General features: G+C 60.6%; 19 protein-coding genes. 14 read left to right on the top strand and 5 right to left on the bottom strand.

The genetic code is table 11. From position 1 onward, the window contains the following. Positions 1-52: 52 nt before the first annotated feature. The 3 genes from RBB29_RS04525 (at position 53) to RBB29_RS04515 (ending at position 2,478) form a co-directional block, all read left to right on the top strand. The gene (locus RBB29_RS04525) at positions 53-1,639 is read left to right on the top strand and encodes a lysine--tRNA ligase (RefSeq protein WP_306112989.1); all 1,587 of its coding nucleotides are present in this window, start codon (positions 53-55) and stop codon (positions 1,637-1,639) included. A gap of 101 nt (positions 1,640-1,740) precedes the next feature. Further along, a complete protein-coding gene (locus RBB29_RS04520; protein ID WP_306112988.1) occupies positions 1,741-1,992 on the top strand; it encodes a hypothetical protein in 252 nt (83 codons plus the stop codon). 90 nt (positions 1,993-2,082) lie between these two features. After that, positions 2,083-2,478 (top strand): cytochrome c, encoded by a 396-nt coding sequence (locus RBB29_RS04515; protein WP_306112987.1) that lies wholly within the window; start codon positions 2,083-2,085, stop codon positions 2,476-2,478. Here RBB29_RS04515 and RBB29_RS04510 read toward each other — a convergent pair. The 4 genes from RBB29_RS04510 to RBB29_RS04495 form a co-directional block, all read right to left on the bottom strand. Further along, positions 2,475-3,236 (bottom strand): hypothetical protein, encoded by a 762-nt coding sequence (locus tag RBB29_RS04510; RefSeq protein WP_306112986.1) that lies wholly within the window; start codon positions 3,234-3,236, stop codon positions 2,475-2,477. The genes RBB29_RS04515 and RBB29_RS04510 overlap by 4 nt on opposite strands. A 253-nt stretch (positions 3,237-3,489) precedes the next feature. Next, positions 3,490-4,161 (bottom strand): hypothetical protein, encoded by a 672-nt coding sequence (locus RBB29_RS04505; protein WP_306112985.1) that lies wholly within the window; start codon positions 4,159-4,161, stop codon positions 3,490-3,492. Between the two features lie 62 nt (positions 4,162-4,223). Next, on the bottom strand, positions 4,224-5,309 hold the full coding sequence (locus tag RBB29_RS04500) for a CaiB/BaiF CoA-transferase family protein (RefSeq protein ID WP_306112984.1): 1,086 nt from the start codon (positions 5,307-5,309) through the stop codon (positions 4,224-4,226). A 60-nt stretch (positions 5,310-5,369) separates the two neighbouring features. Next, complete coding sequence (locus tag RBB29_RS04495; protein ID WP_306112983.1) at positions 5,370-6,356, bottom strand: DMT family transporter; 987 nt, start codon at positions 6,354-6,356, stop codon at positions 5,370-5,372. A 121-nt stretch (positions 6,357-6,477) separates the two neighbouring features. On the opposite strand from RBB29_RS04495, the gene RBB29_RS04490 reads away from it, so the two are divergent. The 11 genes from RBB29_RS04490 (at position 6,478) to RBB29_RS04440 (ending at position 15,868) form a co-directional block, all read left to right on the top strand. Beyond that, positions 6,478-6,981 (top strand): CoxG family protein, encoded by a 504-nt coding sequence (locus RBB29_RS04490; RefSeq protein WP_306112982.1) that lies wholly within the window; start codon positions 6,478-6,480, stop codon positions 6,979-6,981. Between the two features lie 425 nt (positions 6,982-7,406). Further along, positions 7,407-8,336, top strand: a complete 930-nt coding sequence (locus RBB29_RS04485) for an ABC transporter ATP-binding protein (RefSeq protein WP_306112981.1) — start codon at positions 7,407-7,409, stop codon at positions 8,334-8,336. Further along, positions 8,333-9,094 (top strand): ABC transporter permease, encoded by a 762-nt coding sequence (locus RBB29_RS04480; protein ID WP_306112980.1) that lies wholly within the window; start codon positions 8,333-8,335, stop codon positions 9,092-9,094. Before RBB29_RS04485 ends, RBB29_RS04480 begins: the two co-directional genes overlap by 4 nt. 117 nt (positions 9,095-9,211) lie before the next feature. After that, positions 9,212-10,009, top strand: coding sequence for a S49 family peptidase (locus tag RBB29_RS04475; protein WP_306112979.1), 798 nt, complete (start codon positions 9,212-9,214; stop codon positions 10,007-10,009). A gap of 168 nt (positions 10,010-10,177) precedes the next feature. Continuing rightward, positions 10,178-11,143: a calcium/sodium antiporter gene (locus RBB29_RS04470; RefSeq protein ID WP_306112978.1), complete on the top strand. Its 966-nt coding sequence runs from the start codon at positions 10,178-10,180 to the stop codon at positions 11,141-11,143. 13 nt (positions 11,144-11,156) lie between these two features. After that, positions 11,157-11,936: an SDR family oxidoreductase gene (locus RBB29_RS04465; protein ID WP_306112977.1), complete on the top strand. Its 780-nt coding sequence runs from the start codon at positions 11,157-11,159 to the stop codon at positions 11,934-11,936. A gap of 293 nt (positions 11,937-12,229) precedes the next feature. Beyond that, complete coding sequence (gene uvrC, locus RBB29_RS04460) at positions 12,230-14,101, top strand: excinuclease ABC subunit UvrC (RefSeq protein ID WP_306112976.1); 1,872 nt, start codon at positions 12,230-12,232, stop codon at positions 14,099-14,101. 46 nt (positions 14,102-14,147) lie between these two features. Further along, positions 14,148-14,813 carry a CDP-diacylglycerol--glycerol-3-phosphate 3-phosphatidyltransferase gene (gene pgsA / locus RBB29_RS04455; RefSeq protein ID WP_306112975.1) on the top strand — a complete coding sequence of 222 codons (666 nt, stop codon included), beginning with the start codon at positions 14,148-14,150 and terminating at the stop codon, positions 14,811-14,813. Then, entirely contained in the window at positions 14,813-15,058 is a 246-nt protein-coding gene (moaD, locus tag RBB29_RS04450) for a molybdopterin converting factor subunit 1 (RefSeq protein ID WP_306112974.1), read from the top strand. The genes pgsA and moaD overlap by 1 nt, the downstream gene beginning before the upstream one ends. Positions 15,059-15,061: 3 nt before the next feature. Continuing rightward, on the top strand, positions 15,062-15,505 hold the full coding sequence (locus tag RBB29_RS04445; protein ID WP_306112973.1) for a molybdenum cofactor biosynthesis protein MoaE: 444 nt from the start codon (positions 15,062-15,064) through the stop codon (positions 15,503-15,505). Positions 15,506-15,577: 72 nt separating this feature from the next. Beyond that, positions 15,578-15,868 carry an SCP2 sterol-binding domain-containing protein gene (locus RBB29_RS04440; RefSeq protein WP_306112972.1) on the top strand — a complete coding sequence of 97 codons (291 nt, stop codon included), beginning with the start codon at positions 15,578-15,580 and terminating at the stop codon, positions 15,866-15,868. Positions 15,869-15,883: 15 nt separating this feature from the next. Here the strand turns inward: RBB29_RS04440 and RBB29_RS04435 are convergent, their stop codons facing one another. Next, a complete protein-coding gene (locus RBB29_RS04435) occupies positions 15,884-16,789 on the bottom strand; it encodes a LysR family transcriptional regulator (protein WP_306112971.1) in 906 nt (301 codons plus the stop codon). Positions 16,790-16,832 lie beyond the last annotated feature (43 nt).

Genomic DNA, 16,832 nt, shown 5'->3' with positions numbered 1-16,832 from the left:
AGCGCACACCCTCGGGCGCGACGAATGCGCCGGGAAAACCGGAGACCATCCCATGTCTGATTTGCGCGATGCGGCAATGCAATCGAAAGCCTGGCCTTTTGAAGAAGCGCGCCGCATTCTCAAACGCTATCAGAAGGCACCGCCTGAGAAGGGATATGTGCTTTTCGAGACGGGCTATGGCCCCTCGGGCCTGCCACACATTGGCACCTTTGGCGAGGTGGCACGGACCACGATGGTCAAGCGCGCCTTTGAGGAGATCAGCGATATTCCGACCAAGCTGATCTGTTTCTCGGACGACCTGGACGGGATGCGCAAGGTGCCCGGCAATGTCCCCGACCCCGCGCAGCTTGAACCTTACCTGCAGATGCCGCTCACGTCGGTGCCGGATCCCTTTGGCACGCATGACAGTTTTGGCGATCATAACAACGCGATGCTGCGGCGGTTCCTCGATACGTTCGGGTTTGAATATGAGTTCTATTCGGCGCGTGAATTCTATCATTCCGGGCAGTTTGACGAGATCCTGAAACGGGCGGTGGAGCGGTATGACGAGATCATGGCGATCATGCTCAAGAGCTTGCGCGATGAACGGGCGGCGACCTACTCCATCTTCCTGCCGCTGCATCCTGAAACCGGGCGGGTGCTATATGTGCCGCTGAAGAAGGTTTGCGCCGAGACCTACACGATCACCTTCGATGACGAGGATGGCAAGGAATGGACCGTGCCGGTGACGGGCGGCAATGTGAAGCTGCAATGGAAGCCGGATTTCGGGGCGCGTTGGGCCGCGCTTGGCGTCGATTTCGAGATGTATGGCAAGGAACACGCCACTAACGAGAAAATCTATGACGCGATCTGCCGGGCGCTTGGCGGTCGTGCGCCGGAGCATTTCTCGTATGAGCTTTTCCTCGATGAAAACGGGCAGAAGATTTCGAAATCATCGGGCAATGGCGTCAGCATCGACGAATGGCTGACCTATGCGTCGACCGAAAGCCTCTCGTATTTCATGTACCAGAAACCGAAGACCGCCAAGCGGATGCATTTCGACGTCATCCCCAAGGCGGTGGACGAATATCACCAGCAATTGCGCGCCTATCCCGATCAGGATGCCAAGGCGCAGCTCAACAACCCGGTCTGGCATATCCACGGCGGCGATGTGCCCGAAAGCCATATGGTCGTGCCGTTTTCGATGCTTCTGAACCTTGCGTCGGTATCAAGCGCCGAGGACAAGGATCAGCTTTGGGGCTTTATCCAGCGATATGCGCCCGAGGCCAGCCCCGAGACCAACCCCGACATGGATCAGGCCGCGGGGTTTGCCGTGCGGTATTTCAATGATTTCGTGAAACCGGCCAAGACCTATCGCCTGCCCACCGACCTGGAGCGTCAGGCGCTGGAGGATTTGCGCGGGCAATTGGCGGCGTGGCAGGGCGGTTTGGACGCCGAAGAATTGCAGAGCATCGTCTTTGCCTGTGGCCGCGAACGGTTCGACCCGCTGCGCGACTGGTTCAAGGCGCTTTACGAGGTGCTGTTGGGCGCAAGCCAGGGGCCGCGTTTCGGCGGTTTCATCGCGCTTTACGGTGTCGAGGAAACCATCCGCTTGATCGACGACGGCCTGGCGGACAGGCTCGTCAATGGTGACGGTTAACAGAAAATAAATCCGGGCCTGATAGGCGCGTAGAAAAATTCCCCTGTCTTGACCCGCACCAAGCAGTGCAAGGTCCGGGCAGACCAACATGGAGAGAAGAAATGATCAAGACTTCCAAGACGATGCCCCTGCTGGCCTGTGCCGCTTTGCTGGCGCTGACCGGCTGTATCGACCCCAAGGATTACGAGACGACGCCGGTGAAGGTTGAGACCTCCAAGGGAGTTGTTGTCTGCCAGCTTTACAAGAAGCGGCAGGTGATCTGGGACGAGGCGGTTTCCATCCCGCCGGGCATGACCATCAAGGAAGGCGATCAGATCTGCATTAACGAAGGTCTGCGCCGCCTCAAGAGCTGACGCGCGGTTTTCGGCGGGTCGCGCAGGGATTTGCGCCAGATCAAGTCTCTCTGCCCGGGTCCATGAGAGGATCGGGGCAGGAGGTTTGTGATGAGATATCTTATTCCGCTGCTACTGTTTGTGGGGGTCGTTGCCTGCGTGCAGGTGTCGATGCCCGAGGCGCCCGAGGGTCAGGTCTTGTACGCCGAGAACTGTGCGCAATGCCACGGACCGAGCGGCAAGGGCGATGGCCCCTGGGCCGCCTCCATGCGGCCGCGCCCGGCGAACCTGACGCAGCTTTCGGATGATGGCGTGTTCCCGCGCGCCCGGGTTCTTTCGGTGATTGACGGCTATGACCGCACGGGCCTGCCCGGCCATGAGATGCCAGAATTCGGGTTGCTTCTGCGTGGCGACACGGTGCCTGTCGATGTGGGTGATGGTGTGCTGACGCCAACGCCTCGTCCGCTGGCCGCCTTGCTGGCCTATCTCGAAAGCATTCAGGGTTAGCTGCCGCCGCGCCGCAATTCCACGATGGATTTGCCCAGGCGGAACGGTGCGGCGAAACTGACCAGGCAGAGCGCGATGATTTGCAGCGCGAGGATATGGGAATTGGCCTGTAGAAACTCCCATTCCTCCTTCAGTTTTCCAACATGCCGTATCAGGTCGGAATAACTCTGCGCGATGATCTGGAAATCTGCGGCGAGTGCCGGGCGGCGCGGGCGCAGGTCTTCGAGCGCGGGCCTGGTGGTGTCGTCGAGCGGTGCGAAGGCCAGGAACTGCGCCGCGTCAAAATTCTCGACCTTCTCGACCATCATGTCGATGTCGTCTTTGTTGCCCTCGCCGCGGACGATGAAGTTCAAGCCACGCAGTGGGGCCACTTCGTTCGATACAGCAATGAAAAGAGGCAATTCGGCGTTTTCCGCGGTCGAGGCAGAAAGAAAATCGACCTTGTCGCACAGGATTATGACCGCCGTATCGGTCGGTTTCTGACAATGGGTCAGGCGAAACCGCCCCGCATCGCGATCAAAGGCCGCCGTGGCGGCATAGGCGATGTCGATCTGCCGGTCGATCCGGCCGCTATCGGTCTTGTAGATCCCGGCCAGCCCCGCCACCAGCGCCCCGAACCCGCCCAGCACAACCCAGATCAGATCGGCAAGAAGCCAGGCCCGATGCCCCGGTGGCTTGCGCGAGATAAGAAGCGTGCCAAACATCCCGGCCGCCGCGAAGCCGAAAAGCAGGAGAAATTGGTTTTCAATCATGAACATGGAAGGGCCTGATCCTGAGCGGTTGCAGGTTAGGACGGGCGGTATGGAGGGGCAAGTCACATCGGTGTTTGGGCGCGGCAGGGAGTTGTGATAGCCTGCCGGAACAAATTTATTGGGGACGACCATGAAGATTGTAAAAGTTTCAATGATTTCACTTGCTGCTATCCTGATGATAGGTGCCTGCGCAGATCAAAACGACCCGCTGGGCGCCCATCGTGCGGGGGCATTTGACGGCGGAGACTGATCCGCGTCGTCAGCTGCAAATTCCGTTCAACTTTGCGTCTTTCCAGGGGATGAGGATCTTGTCCGGGATCTTCAGGTCCTGCATCGGCATGGTCTCGGAGATCAATGACTCCAGCCTTTGGGTCCGGCTGCCTTCCGGGTCCAGGGCGGCGCAGCACACGAATTCCTCGACGATGCTGGCCTGCTGTTCATAGCCGAAATCCAGGAAACTCGCCTTGGTATTGATGTCATAGAGATACGGATCGGCCCCGCCCTTGTGTTCGCGCGCGGCGCGAAAGGGGCTGTAACCTGTTTTGGCGCGGTTCTGCCATTGCCAGACATGGGTGATCTCATGGGCAAAAAGCATGGTAGTCAACAGGTCGAGCCGTTCCGGGTAGTTCTGCATGAAATCATCAAGGTACCAGTCACGCGCGTAAAACACCTTGTTGTGCAACACCATCGCAACCGGGGTCACGGTCACGAGGTCTTCGGTGGGCTCCGGCAGGATCAATTCGCGACAGGCAAGGCGCGGGCGTTTGGGCCGCTGGAAGGTGAAGGATCCAACCGGCGAGCCGCGAATGGCCCGTATCCGCGATGTGTCGATCGTGTCGCCGTGAAGCTGCGTGGCAAAATTCTTCTCGGCGGGCGTCAGGGGGCGGCCGCAAGCGGCGAGGACGAAAATCAGGAAAATCAACACGCGCATGGGCGGCAGGTTAGCAACAGATTGCGCGCCGGGCGAGGGGGAAAGAACAGATGCCGCGCGCCTCAGCGTTCCGCGGCCAACTCTGCCAGGATCTCGTGGGTATGCTGTCCGCGCGTCGGCGCCTCGGGGATTTCCTTGCGCCTGCCGTCGAAGCGAGGCGCCGGGGCGGGTTGCAAGGCGCCATGGGTTGTTTCCCAGGTTTCCCGTGCGGCCATATGCGGCTCCTGCGCTGCTTCTTGCGGCGACAGGACCTGCGCCACGCAGGCATCGGACCCGGCAAAAAGGGCTTCCCAGTGGGCGGCGGGACAGGTGGCGAAGATCTGCGACAGCTTTTCTGTCTGTGTGGGCCATTGGTTGCTGTCGAATTGCTCGGTGAAGACCGGATCGTCGGCAAGGCCCATGAGGCGCAAAAAGAGCGTGTAGAACTTGGGTTCCAGGCATTGAACACTGAGGTGGCGGCCATCGGCGCAGGTGTAGCAGCGTGACCAATGCGGCCCGTCTAGAAGGCTTTGACCGCGTGTCATGCTGAGGTTACCCGAGGGCTGCATCGCCATCAGCAGCGTCATCATATGGGCCGAACCGTCGACGATTGCCGCATCGACAACCGTTCCCTTGCCGGTGCGCGCGGCGTTGAGCAGCCCGGCCAGCATCCCCGCCACCAGATAGAGCGCGCCGCCGCCGATATCACCCACCAATGTGGCCGGGGCGAGCGGCGGTGTGTCGGGCAGGGAGGTGTACCAATACGCCCCGGAGGTGGCGATGTAGTTGTAGTCATGCCCGGCGGTCCCGGCGCGGGGGCCGTCCTGCCCCCATCCGGTCATGCGGCCATAGACAAGCCGGGGATTGTCCGCATGGCAGACCTCCGGGCCGAGGCCAAGGCGCTCCATCACCCCGGGGCGGAACCCTTCGATCAGCCCGTCGGCGCGGGCGATGAGCTTGCGGGCAGTCGTGAGGTCGTCAGGGTCCTTGAGATCAAGCGTGATCGACCGTTTGCCCCGGTCCAGAAGGCTTGGATCGCCGGTGATATCGGGGGCGGGGCCGGGGCGGTGGATGACCGTCACCTCCGCGCCGAGATCCGCCAGCATCATCGCGGCGAAGGGTCCGGGCCCCAGCCCTTCGATTTCGACAATCCGAATGCCCTGCAACATGATCTGCCCTCTCGTTTCCGAGGCACCTTAGGGGTCGGACGAGACCGGCGAAACCCTTGATCAGAAGCGGCGATGCGCCTCGGTGTTGGCCAGGGCGCGCAGTTTCTTCTGCCGTTCCCGCACAAAGACGAAAAGCCCCGACCCCAGGATCAAAAGGATACCTGTGGTCACGGCCATGTCCGGCAATTCGCGCCAGATGATCCAGCCCCAGAACACCGCCAGCGGGAGGCCCAGATATTCGAACGGCGCGATGATCGCCGCGTCCGCCTGCCGGTAAGCCTGCGCCAGAGTATAGCCGATGATCCCGGCGTTGATCCCGAGCAGGAGGAAAAGATAGATGTCGCGTCCCTCCGGCCAGACCCAGGCGCGCAGCAGGAAGACGAGGCTTTCACTTTCCAGCCCTTCGGCATATCGCCCGTCCCCCGCCACGATCCAGAAGCCGATGCTGACGAGCATGAATAGCCCTTGGAGATAGGCCGCGAGTACCGAGGCCTTGGTTGTGGTGCTGAGCTTGCGGGTCAGGACCTGCGTGATCGCATAAGCGAGGGCCGCGACAGCCGGCAGCAGGTAGATCAGGAACGAGATGTCGCGTTGATCCGCGCTGAGCCAGGGACGGGTCATGATAATCACCCCGATGAACCCCACCACCACCGCGCCCAGGCGCAGCGGGCCGACCTTTTCGCCAAGGATCGGCACACCCAAAAGTGTGATAAGTAGCGGCCCGATGAAGAAGATGGCCGTGGCCTCCGCCAGCGTGAGTGCCGCCAGAGCGGAGAAGAAGCAGAGATTTGCAAGCACCAGTGTCGACGCCCGCAGGAAATGCAGGCCGGGTTGATCGGTGCGCAGGATGCGCCAGCCGCCTTCGATTTGTACCAGCACCAGTGTGAAGCACATGCCGATAAGCGATCGGGTAAAAACCATCTGATGCAAGGGGTAGCCGCCCGAGAGCAGCTTGATCAGCATGTCGTTCACCGAGATGGTCAGGATGCCCACGACGACAAAGGCGATGCCAGCGGTCGGGTTCTGTAATCGTGTCTGCGTCGTCATCGGCGGCCCTTTCCCACGATGCCTAACACCTTCGTCTAGGGCCGTCATGCAGGTTTGCGACTTTTCACAAGGTACCCGGCGGGGTAGAATTCGCGATGAAGCCGAGCGGAGGGTCCAAGCGATGAAGATGACCGGAGAGAGAGACATCAAGGCAGACCGTTCTACGGTTTGGGCCGCGCTGCTCAGTCCCGAAATGCTCAAGGAATGTGTCCCCGGCGCGCAGGAGGTCACCGGCACGCCTGAGGACGGGTTTGAGGCCGTCGTCGTGCAGAAGGTCGGACCGGTCAAGGCCACGTTCAAAGGCATGGTGACCCTGTCTGACATGGTTGAGGGCGAAAGCCTGACGCTTACCGGCGAGGGCAAAGGCGGCGCTGCGGGGTTTGCAAAGGGTGGCGCAGATGTGCGGCTCGAAGACAGCGAGGACGGGACGCGGTTGATCTACGACGTCGAGGCCAAGGTCGGCGGCAAGCTCGCGCAGCTTGGCAGCCGGATCGTCGACGGGTTCGCCAAGAAGATGGCGGACCAGTTCTTTGCCCGTTTCGAAGAGGTGCTTGAAGGACCCTCGGAAGAAGACGAGGCACCCGAGGCCGAGAAGAAAGGCTGGCTCAAGCGGCTTATCAGTTAGAGCCAGTGACCGTTAGGTGAACGGTTGCGTCAGATGACTGCATTGAGCCCGGAACAGACGTGCACGCTTTCCACCCGCGCGGAATCAAGGCCGCAGGCCGCCGCGCGATCGCCAGACCGCCCGCAAGGGCTGGCGATTTGAAGGGGCTGCGCACCGATCAGAGGTTCTCCAGACTTGGCAAAGATAAAGTGCGTTTAACGAAGGTTGATCGCCATCCCGCGGTCTGGCCATCGCGCGTCTCGCTCGCGGATGTTGGCTTTGTCCGCATCGCGCTCATTATGACCCACATCTGCGCGGCTCGGGCTTGGCCATCTTTATGGTCCCAGAGTTTTGTGCATGGGCGCAGAGTGGCGTCTGCTCCAATCCGGCATTTTCACGGGCTTGTGAATGGCCTAAATGTATCCGATCAAACACAGGGTACAGCAATGTCCATTGTTCAAGTCAACGATCTGCGCAAGGTCTACAAAGATGGGTTCGAGGCGCTGAAGGGCGTCACGCTCTCGATTGAAGAGGGTGAGATACTGGCGCTGCTCGGGCCGAATGGTGCGGGTAAAACCACCCTGATTTCAACCCTATGCGGCATTACAACGCCAAGTTCTGGCAGTGCCAGCGTCGGCGGAAATGACATCCAAACCGGCTATCGCGCGGCGCGGCAATTGATCGGGCTGGTGCCGCAGGAGGTGGCGCTGGAGCCGTTCGAGAAGGTGATCAACACCGTGCGCTTTTCCCGCGGACTTTTCGGCAAGAAACGCGATGATGCGCTGGTCGAACGTATCCTGCGGCAGTTGTCGCTCTGGGACAAGAAGGACAACCGCATTCGGGAACTGTCGGGCGGGATGAAACGCCGGGTGCTGATCGCCAAGGCGCTCTGCCATGAACCGCGCGTTTTGTTTCTCGATGAGCCGACGGCAGGCGTCGATGTGGAGCTGCGCAAGGACATGTGGCAGATCGTCGAAGAGCTCAAGGCCAATGGCGTGACGATCATCCTGACGACCCATTACATCGAAGAGGCCGAGGCGATCGCGGATCGGGTGGGCGTCATCTCCAAAGGCGAGTTGCTTCTGGTCGAAGAGAAGAACGCCCTGATGGAGCGGATGGGACGCAAGACATTGAGGATCGACCTGCGCGATCCGGTCGAAGCCGTGCCCGAAGCTCTGGCGGAATACGACCTCGAACTGGCCGCGGACGGTGCCAGCCTGACCTATCACTACGACACGCGCGGTGAGGGCACGGGGATCACCCGCCTGCTGCAATCACTGGCGAAAGAGGGGCTGTCGCTGCGCGACATTCAGACCACGCAAAGCAGCCTTGAAGAAATTTTTGTGGGCCTCGTGAAAGAGGAGGATGCCGCATGAACATTCCTGCGATCACGGCCATCTATGTCTATGAGATGAAGCGGTTTTTCCGCACGTTGATGGAAAGTTTCCTGTCTCCCGTCATCTCGACCTCGCTCTACTTCGTGGTCTTCGGCGCCGCCATTGGCAGCCGCATCGACCAGGTGGACGGGGTGAGCTATGGCGCTTTCATCGTGCCCGGGCTCATCATGCTGAGCGTGATGACGCAATCCATCTCAAACGCGTCTTTCGGCATCTATTTCCCGAAATTCATCGGCACGATCTTCGAGTTGCTCTCGGCCCCGGTGAATTTCCTTGAAATCGTGCTGGGCTATGTGGGTGCGGCGGCGACCAAATCGCTTTTCATCGGCGTGGTGATCCTCATCACGGCGGAATTCTTCGTTGATCTGGACATCCAACACCCTTGGGCGATGCTCGCATTCCTGGTGCTGACCTGCCTGTCTTTCTCGCTCTTCGGGTTCATCATCGGCATCTGGGCCGAGAACTTCCAGCAATTGCAATTGATCCCGCTGCTGGTCATCACGCCGCTCGTGTTTCTTGGCGGCTCGTTCTATTCGATCTCGATGTTGCCGCCGGTCTGGCAAACGGTCACGCTCTTCAACCCGGTGGTCTACCTGATCTCTGGTTTTCGCTGGTCGTTCTTCGGGACCGCCGACGTGGCCATCGGTTACAGCCTCCTTGCCATCGGCGCCTTTACCTGCATCTGCCTTGCGATCATCTGGTTCATCTTCAAGACCGGGTACCGGATCAAATCTTAACCCATCGGCGAGCGGCGTGACTTATTTGCCCTTGGGGTCCAACTTTTTCGGCCCCTATGCGAATGCATGCCCCTTGCCGCCTTGTCTGGAGGCCATGGGCATTCTACATCGGGCTGCATGAAACGCTGGATCCCTTTCCTTAAATCCGATCCGACCGTCGCCGTTATCCGCCTTTCCGGCGCGATCGGCGCGTCCAGCCGTGCGCAGCTTAGTGATGAAGCCATGGCACCGGTGATCGAAAAGGCCTTCAAACGCGGCAAGCCCGTCGCGGTCGCGCTGGCTATCAATTCGCCGGGCGGCTCGCCGGTGCAATCCTCGCTGATTGCCGCGCGCATCCGGCGTCTGGCCGACGAAAAGGACGTGCCCGTTCATGCCTTTGTCGAGGATGTTGCGGCATCCGGTGGTTATTGGCTGGCCACGGCGGCAGATGACGTCTGGGTCGATCCGGCCTCGGTCGTGGGGTCCATCGGGGTGATATCCGCCGGGTTCGGCGCGCCGGTCTTCCTGGCCCGTCAGGGGCTTGAGCGTCGGGTGCATACTTCGGTCAAATCCAAAAGCATGCTGGACCCGTTCCAGCCGGAAAAACCCGAAGACGTGGCGCGCCTCAAGACGATCCTTGAGCAGATGCACACCACCTTTACCGATCACGTCAAGGCCCGCCGCGGGGATCGGCTCGCGGACAAGCAGGATCTGTTTACCGGAGAGTTCTGGCTGGGCCGCCGCGCGGTTGAGCTTGGGCTGGTCGATGGCATCGGGCACCTGGTGCCGAAACTCAAAGAGCTTTACGGCGACAAGGTGCGGCTTGCGAATTACGGGCGCAAACGCGGATTGCTGCAACGGTTCGGCACGAATGTCGCACAGGATGCGATTGCCGCCATCGAAGAACGCGCGGATTTCGCGCGGTTCGGGCTCTGACGTGATCGTCAAGATCGTCATACTCTTTCTGGTCGCGATGGGGGTGCTGGCCATGTTCGGGCGACTGCGGTTCCCGGGACAGCAGAAACTCGCTTCGGCAAAATGCCCCAAATGCGGCCGGTTTCGGATCGGCAAAGGTCCCTGCCCGTGTGGGAAGGGGGGTGCAAAATGATCCCCTGGCTGCTTGCGGGTCTGGGCCTTGTGATCCTGCTTCTGGCGGGGGATGCGCTGGTCAAAGGCGCGGTGAACCTCAGCCTGCGCGTTGGTATCCCCGCTTTGATCGTCAGTCTGACAATCGTTGCCTTCGGTACTTCTGCGCCTGAACTGCTCATCTCGATCAACGCGGTGCTCGAAGACAAGCCGGGTCTGGCGCTTGGGAATGTCATCGGGTCAAATACCGCCAACGTTCTCCTGGTGTTGGGCGTGCCGGCCCTATTGGCGGCGCTTCACACAAGCGGGTGCGATTGCCGCAAGACCTTTTGCTTCATGCTGGCGGCCACGCTGCTGTTCATCGGGTTGGCATTTACCGGCGAGTTCACCTTTATCTCCGGCTTGATCCTGCTGGCGGCGCTGACCTTTGTTCTGGGCGACGCTTTCCGCGAGGCCAACCGGCACCGCAAGGAGGTCACAGCGGCCATGTTGGCCGATCCCGAAGAGGGTGAAGAGGTCGAAGGCGCCGACCCGGACATGCCCTGGTGGCAGATCTTCGTTTTTTTGGTCCTCGGCCTCATCGGCCTGCCGCTGGGCGCTGACCTTCTGGTCGATAACGCTTCGATCATCGCGCGGCGCTATGGGGTCAGCGATGCGGTGATCGGCCTGACGCTGGTGGCCATTGGCACATCCCTGCCGGAACTGGCCACGACGGTCATGGCCGCGCTCCGCAGACAGGCGGACGTGGCGCTGGGCAATGTCATCGGGTCGAACATGTTCAACCTCCTGGCCATCATCGGGATTACCGCGCTTGTCGGCAACATCCCGGTCGATCCGCAATTCCTGCGCTTTGACCTCTGGGTGATGCTTGGGGCGTCGCTGATGCTGATACCTTTTGTCATCTTCAAGCAGGATATCGGCCGTGTTTGGGGTGTTGCCTTGACGGCCCTCTATCTGACCTATGTAACCGTCGTACTGATCTGAACGGAGAGGCGCGATGGCACGGGCATTGGTAACGGGGGCGGGCAAACGGCTGGGCCGGGCGATGGCGCTGGAACTGGCGCGGCGTGGGCATGACGTGGCCGTTCACTACGCGGCGTCCGACGCGGAGGCGCAGGGTGTCGTAGCCGAGATCGAAGGGCTGGGCCGCAAGGCGGTGGCGCTGGGCGCCGACCTCACGGACGAGGCGCAGACCGCGACATTGGTTGACCGCGCCGTAGAGGCGCTTGGCGGGCCGCTTCTTGTTCTGGTCAACAATGCGTCGATATTCGAATATGACACGATCGAAACCGCGACCCGCGAAAGCTGGGACCGGCACATGGAAAGCAACCTGCGCGCGCCTTTCGTTTTGACGCAGGCCATGGCGCGGGACGTGCCTGATCCGCTGACCGATGCGGCGGGCGAACCGGTAGCACAGGGGCTGGTCATCAACATGATTGACCAGCGGGTGCGCAAGCTAACCCCGGAATTCATGACCTATACGCTGGCCAAGATGGGCCTCTGGGCCTTTACGCAGACCGCGGCGCAGGGGCTCGCACCCCGGATACGGGTCAACGCCATCGGACCGGGGCCGACGCTGCGCGGCGGACGCCAGAGCGAGAGCCATTTCGCCCGTCAGCGGCAGGCGACAGTGCTGGAGCGTGGGGCGAATGAGGCGGATATCGTTGCGGCGCTTGGTTACTTTCTGGAGGCGCCAGCAGTCACCGGACAGCTGATTTGCGTGGATGGCGGTCAGCACCTGGGCTGGCAGACGCCGGACGTTCTGGGCGTCGAGTAAACCGGGTGCGTCCGGGAAGTTTTGCACCTTTGACCAGATGTTTAAAGAATCGTTACAAAACCTTCAATGATTTCAATATTTTGGCGTTTTTGAAGGTTTTTTTCTTTTTGAATCAACGGGTTGAAAAAGTGCCTAAAAATTAGGCAAATCGGGGAAGTGAGCAAAAAACAAAGGAAAATTTTCGATCACGGAAAGTTATCAGCAGAGTTATCCACAAGTTACGTGGAAAGGTTTCCTCTTGCCCCTCAGGCGATATGGTTGCAGCCAGGTCAGAGAATCATACCCAAAAGAATATGACAGACACTTCGCAGGAAAACCCGCCCCCGACCGGCCATAAGGTGATCCAGTCCTACCTTCGGACGTTGGATGCCTCGCCCGGGGTGTACCGCATGCTCGATGGGCAGGCGCGGGTGCTCTATGTGGGCAAGGCGCGCAACCTCAAGGCGCGGGTGTCGAGCTATGCCCGGCCCACCGGCCACACGCCCCGCATCGCGCGGATGATTTCGCAGACCGCGTCGATGATGTTCCTGACGACCAAGACGGAGACAGAGGCGCTGCTCTTGGAGCAGAACCTCATCAAGCAGCTCAAACCGCATTTCAATGTGCTGCTCAGGGATGACAAGAGTTTCCCCAATATCCTCGTCACCAAGGCGCATGATTTTCCGATGATCAAGAAGCACCGGGGGGCCAAGAAGGAAAAAGGCGCCTATTACGGCCCCTTCGCCAGCGCCGGAGCGGTGAACCGGACACTGGCGCAGTTGCAGCGGGTATTTTTGCTGCGCAATTGCAGTGACGCGATGTTCGAAGGCCGCACGCGGCCCTGCCTGCAATACCAAATCAAACGCTGCACTGCGCCCTGCGTCGGGCATATCTCCAAGTCGGACTACGCTGCATCGGTGGCAGATGCCGAGCGGTACCTGTCCGGCAAATCGACCGAGATTCAGGCCAAGCTGGCCGCGCAGATGGCCGAGGCGTCGGAGGCGTTGGAATTCGAACGTGCCGCCGCCCTGCGTGACCGGATCAAGGCGCTGACCCAGGTGCAGACGAACCAGGGGATCAATCCGCGCACAGTAGATGAGGCCGATATCGTGGCGCTGCACCTTGAAAAAGGGCAGGCCTGCGTGCAGGTGTTTTTCATCCGCGCGGGGCAGAACTGGGGTAACCGTGATTTCTATCCCCGCGTTGGTGCCGATGTGGAGGAGGCCGAGGTGCTGGAGGCCTTCCTTGGGCAGTTCTACGACACCAAGGAACCGCCGCGTCAGGTGATCCTGTCGCATCCCATCGAGAATACCGACCTCATGGCAGATGCCCTGACCGGCAAGCTCGGCCGCAAGGTCGAGGTTTTGGTGCCGAAACGTGGCGAAAAGGCCGAGCTGGTCGACGGGGCCGTGCGCAATGCGCGCGAAAGCCTGGGCCGGAAGATGGCCGAAACCGCGACGCAGGCCCGCCTGCTCAAAGGGCTGGCCGAGGCGTTTGAACTCGACGCCCCGCCGCAGCGAGTCGAGGTCTATGACAACAGCCATATCCAGGGCACCAATGCGGTGGGCGCGATGATCGTCGCTGGCCCCGAAGGCTTGATGAAAAACAGCTATCGCAAGTTCAACATCCGCGGCGATGACCTCACCCCCGGCGATGATTTCGGCATGATGAAAGAGGTGCTGACGCGCCGGTTCAAACGGCTCCTGAAGGAAGACCCTGACCGCGATCAGGGGCTTTGGCCGGACCTCCTGCTGATCGACGGCGGCGCCGGGCAGGTCAGCGCGGTGGCCGGGATCATGCGTGAGATGGGGGTTGAGGATATCCCGATGGTAGGCGTGGCCAAGGGTGTGGATCGCGACCATGGCAAGGAGGAGTTTCACCGAACCGGCAGACGCCCCATGGCCCTTCGGCGCGACGATCCGGTGCTTTATTTCGTCCAGCGCCTGCGCGACGAGGCGCACCGTTTTGCCATTGGCACGCACCGGGCGAAGCGGGCGAAATCCGCGGTGGCCAATCCGCTTGACGAGGTGCCCGGTGTGGGCGCGGCCCGCAAACGCGCGCTTCTGGCACATTTCGGGTCTGCCAAGGCGGTCAGCCGGGCCAACCTGTCGGACCTCAAGGCGGTTGACGGCGTGTCCGAGGGGCTGGCGCAGAAGGTCTATGATTTCTTCCATGAAAAGGGCTGATCCGTCGGTGCTTTCCCTCGGTCAAACTTGGCTGTAGAACCAAGGCATGACGTGGACGATCCCGAATATCCTGACGGTCATCCGGTTGCTCGCCGCCCCCGGCGTGGCGGTGATGTTTCTATATTTCACAAGACCTTACGCCGACTGGTTTGCGCTCCTGCTTTTTGTGGGCGCGGCGATTACCGATTGGATCGATGGGCATCTCGCGCGGAGCTGGAAGCAGGAAACCAAGCTGGGCGCGATGCTCGATCCGATTGCCGACAAGGCGATGGTGGTAATCGCGCTGATGGTGATCGTGGGCTATTCAAGCTATTCGCCCTGGCTGGTGCTGCCGGCGACGGTGATCCTCTTTCGCGAGGTCTTTGTTTCTGGCCTGCGGGAGTATCTTGGCGATACTGCCGGGACGCTCAAGGTCACGAACCTGGCGAAGTGGAAAACGACGGCGCAGATGGTGGCCATCGCCGTGCTTTTTTCGCAAGGCGTGTTCGAGCATTATTTCGGAATGTCGATCATCGGCATGGACGAAGCGATCGTTATCAGCATTCTTGAAGGTCGCGAGGAAGACGTGCTTGGCCTCAGGTGGAAACTGACTGCGATGGAATGGGCTGGGTTCATCGGCCTCTGGCTCTTGTGGCTCGCGGCGGCGCTGACCCTCATCACCGGGTTCGATTACTTCCGCAAGGCGGTCCCACATCTGAAGGATGACCATTGATGGATGTGCTTTACTTCGCCTGGGTCCGAGAACGCATCGGGCATCCCAAGGACCGGATTGACACGAACCCGGCCACGGTCATGGACCTGGTTGAGGAGTTGCGCGGACGCGAAGACCGCTACGCCGCGGCATTCGCCGATCTGAGCGCCCTGCGCGTGGCGATTGACCAGGAGCTCAGCGATTTTGACGCCTCATTGGACGGTGCCCGCGAAGTGGCGTTTTTCCCGCCGATGACGGGGGGCTGAGCCGTGGAGATTCGGGTTCAGGACGCACCATTTGATCTCGGCCTTGAGGCGACCCGGTTTGCCGAGCGGCAGACGGGCATGGGCGCGGTTGTGACCTTTACCGGCATCGTGCGTGACTTGGGCGAGGGTGATCTGCATGCGATGGAGATCGAACACTACCCCGGCATGACGGAAAAAGCGTTGGAAGAAATCGCGCGGGAGGCTGCGAACCGCTGGTCGCTCGGCGATATCCTCATCATCCATCGCCACGGCGTGTTGCGGGCGCAGGACATGATCATGATGGTCGCCACCGCGTCGAAACACCGGGTGGATGCGTTCCAGGCGGCGGAATTCTTGATGGATTTCCTGAAATCCCGCGCGCCGTTCTGGAAAAAGGAAATTTCTGCGGAAAAGGCCGATTGGGTTGCCGCCCGTGACGAGGATGAGGATGCGCTCAAACGCTGGTGATGTGACGCTGGGTTTCGATTGCGCGTCTCGACCGGCTGGTCGATGGTGGCGGGACCAAGGAAAGGGCGCAATATGAGCGACGTGGTTCAGGCGTATATCGACAATCTGCAATCGAAGGCCGAGGGCAATATTCGTGGCACGGCCAAGCTGGTCATCACCGGTGAGGGGACGGTGATGCTGGACGAGGGCGGCGCGCGGGCCGGGGATGATGACGCGGATGTGGTGCTGATCGCCAGTGACGCGGTGTTTCGTGACATCCTGTCGGGGGATCAGAACCCTGTGATGGCTTACATGTCCGGCAAGCTGAAGGTCGAAGGCAATGCGCAACGCGCGCTCAAGGTTAGCAGTATCCTGACAGGCTGAGGTGTCGCGCAGGCGCTATGTTGGTATGCCGTTCTCGGTGGCCATCTCACGCAGATAGTCGATAAAGAGTGATTTCGACCCGGTGAGGTCGTCGGTCCGCCAAAGTGCCACGGTCTGCAGCCGCTCGCTCACGCCCTCCAGGTCAAGAGGTACAAGGCCGTTTGTCAGGGAGCTTCGCACGCTCTCCGTAAGGATGGTGACTCCCATCCCGCAAGACACCAGCCCCAGGATCCCGGCGGAGTTATAGGCCTCCTGCACGATATTGGGGACGAAACCGGATCTGCGGCAGAGTGGGATCAGGTAGGAATAGAAATACTCCCAGTCCTTGGCCGGGCCATGCACGAAATCCTCATTGGCAAGGTCTTCGAGGCGGACACGCCCGCGACCGGCCAGGGGGTGGTTTTCATAGACCACGCAGACGAGGCGCTCCGACTGGATCGGCAATTGCCCATACTCTTCGCGGCTGATCGGGCCGGTGACGCAGCCGATATCAAGCTCCCCCTGGTCCAGCTTCTGCAACTGCGCGGTGGTGACATCGTGATGCGGTTGCAGGACCACGCCGGGCTGGCGGACCTGAAACGCCTTGAGCAGGGTCGGCAGGACGCCCGCGATAGCCATGTCGGTGTATCCGATGCGCAGGCTGCCGATCTGACCGCGATCTGCGCGTTTGGTGTCTTCGATCGTGTGATCCAAGGCGTTCATGATGCTGCGACACCCGTCCAGGAAAACACGGCCCGCATCGGTGATCTGCACCGCCCGGTTGGAGCGCTGGAAAAGCGCGACGGTCAGTTCCTGCTCAAGATGCTGGATCGCGCGGCTCAGCGCCGGTTGTGCCACGCCCAGCCGTTCCGCCGCACGCCTGAAATGCAGTTCTTCCGCGACCGCGATGAAGTACCGGATATGCCTGAGGTCAATTTTCATGATGCCTATCTGTTATCATTTAGAACCTAATTGATATTATACT

Origin of the sequence: Roseovarius sp. MMSF_3359 (assembly GCF_030733385.1) — a bacterium.
In the GTDB taxonomy this organism is placed as follows: domain Bacteria; phylum Pseudomonadota; class Alphaproteobacteria; order Rhodobacterales; family Rhodobacteraceae; genus Roseovarius.
The sequence above is the reverse complement of the archived record's forward strand: the minus strand, read 5'-3'. Positions and strand labels throughout refer to the sequence as shown.

Coding starts and splice junctions, on each gene's coding strand:
- RBB29_RS04440 (WP_306112972.1), top strand. CDS start 15,578: ATGAGCGACGTGGTTCAGGCGTATATCGACAATCTGCAATCGAAGGCC.
- RBB29_RS04480 (WP_306112980.1), top strand. CDS start 8,333: ATGAACATTCCTGCGATCACGGCCATCTATGTCTATGAGATGAAGCGG.
- RBB29_RS04515 (WP_306112987.1), top strand. CDS start 2,083: ATGAGATATCTTATTCCGCTGCTACTGTTTGTGGGGGTCGTTGCCTGC.
- uvrC (WP_306112976.1), top strand. CDS start 12,230: ATGACAGACACTTCGCAGGAAAACCCGCCCCCGACCGGCCATAAGGTG.
- RBB29_RS04500 (WP_306112984.1), bottom strand. CDS start 5,309: ATGTTGCAGGGCATTCGGATTGTCGAAATCGAAGGGCTGGGGCCCGGA.
- RBB29_RS04435 (WP_306112971.1), bottom strand. CDS start 16,789: ATGAAAATTGACCTCAGGCATATCCGGTACTTCATCGCGGTCGCGGAA.
- RBB29_RS04505 (WP_306112985.1), bottom strand. CDS start 4,161: ATGCGCGTGTTGATTTTCCTGATTTTCGTCCTCGCCGCTTGCGGCCGC.
- RBB29_RS04520 (WP_306112988.1), top strand. CDS start 1,741: ATGATCAAGACTTCCAAGACGATGCCCCTGCTGGCCTGTGCCGCTTTG.
- RBB29_RS04525 (WP_306112989.1), top strand. CDS start 53: ATGTCTGATTTGCGCGATGCGGCAATGCAATCGAAAGCCTGGCCTTTT.
- RBB29_RS04465 (WP_306112977.1), top strand. CDS start 11,157: ATGGCACGGGCATTGGTAACGGGGGCGGGCAAACGGCTGGGCCGGGCG.
- moaD (WP_306112974.1), top strand. CDS start 14,813: ATGGATGTGCTTTACTTCGCCTGGGTCCGAGAACGCATCGGGCATCCC.
- RBB29_RS04495 (WP_306112983.1), bottom strand. CDS start 6,356: ATGACGACGCAGACACGATTACAGAACCCGACCGCTGGCATCGCCTTT.
- RBB29_RS04490 (WP_306112982.1), top strand. CDS start 6,478: ATGAAGATGACCGGAGAGAGAGACATCAAGGCAGACCGTTCTACGGTT.
- pgsA (WP_306112975.1), top strand. CDS start 14,148: ATGACGTGGACGATCCCGAATATCCTGACGGTCATCCGGTTGCTCGCC.
- RBB29_RS04485 (WP_306112981.1), top strand. CDS start 7,407: ATGTCCATTGTTCAAGTCAACGATCTGCGCAAGGTCTACAAAGATGGG.
- RBB29_RS04470 (WP_306112978.1), top strand. CDS start 10,178: ATGATCCCCTGGCTGCTTGCGGGTCTGGGCCTTGTGATCCTGCTTCTG.
- RBB29_RS04475 (WP_306112979.1), top strand. CDS start 9,212: ATGAAACGCTGGATCCCTTTCCTTAAATCCGATCCGACCGTCGCCGTT.
- RBB29_RS04510 (WP_306112986.1), bottom strand. CDS start 3,236: ATGTTCATGATTGAAAACCAATTTCTCCTGCTTTTCGGCTTCGCGGCG.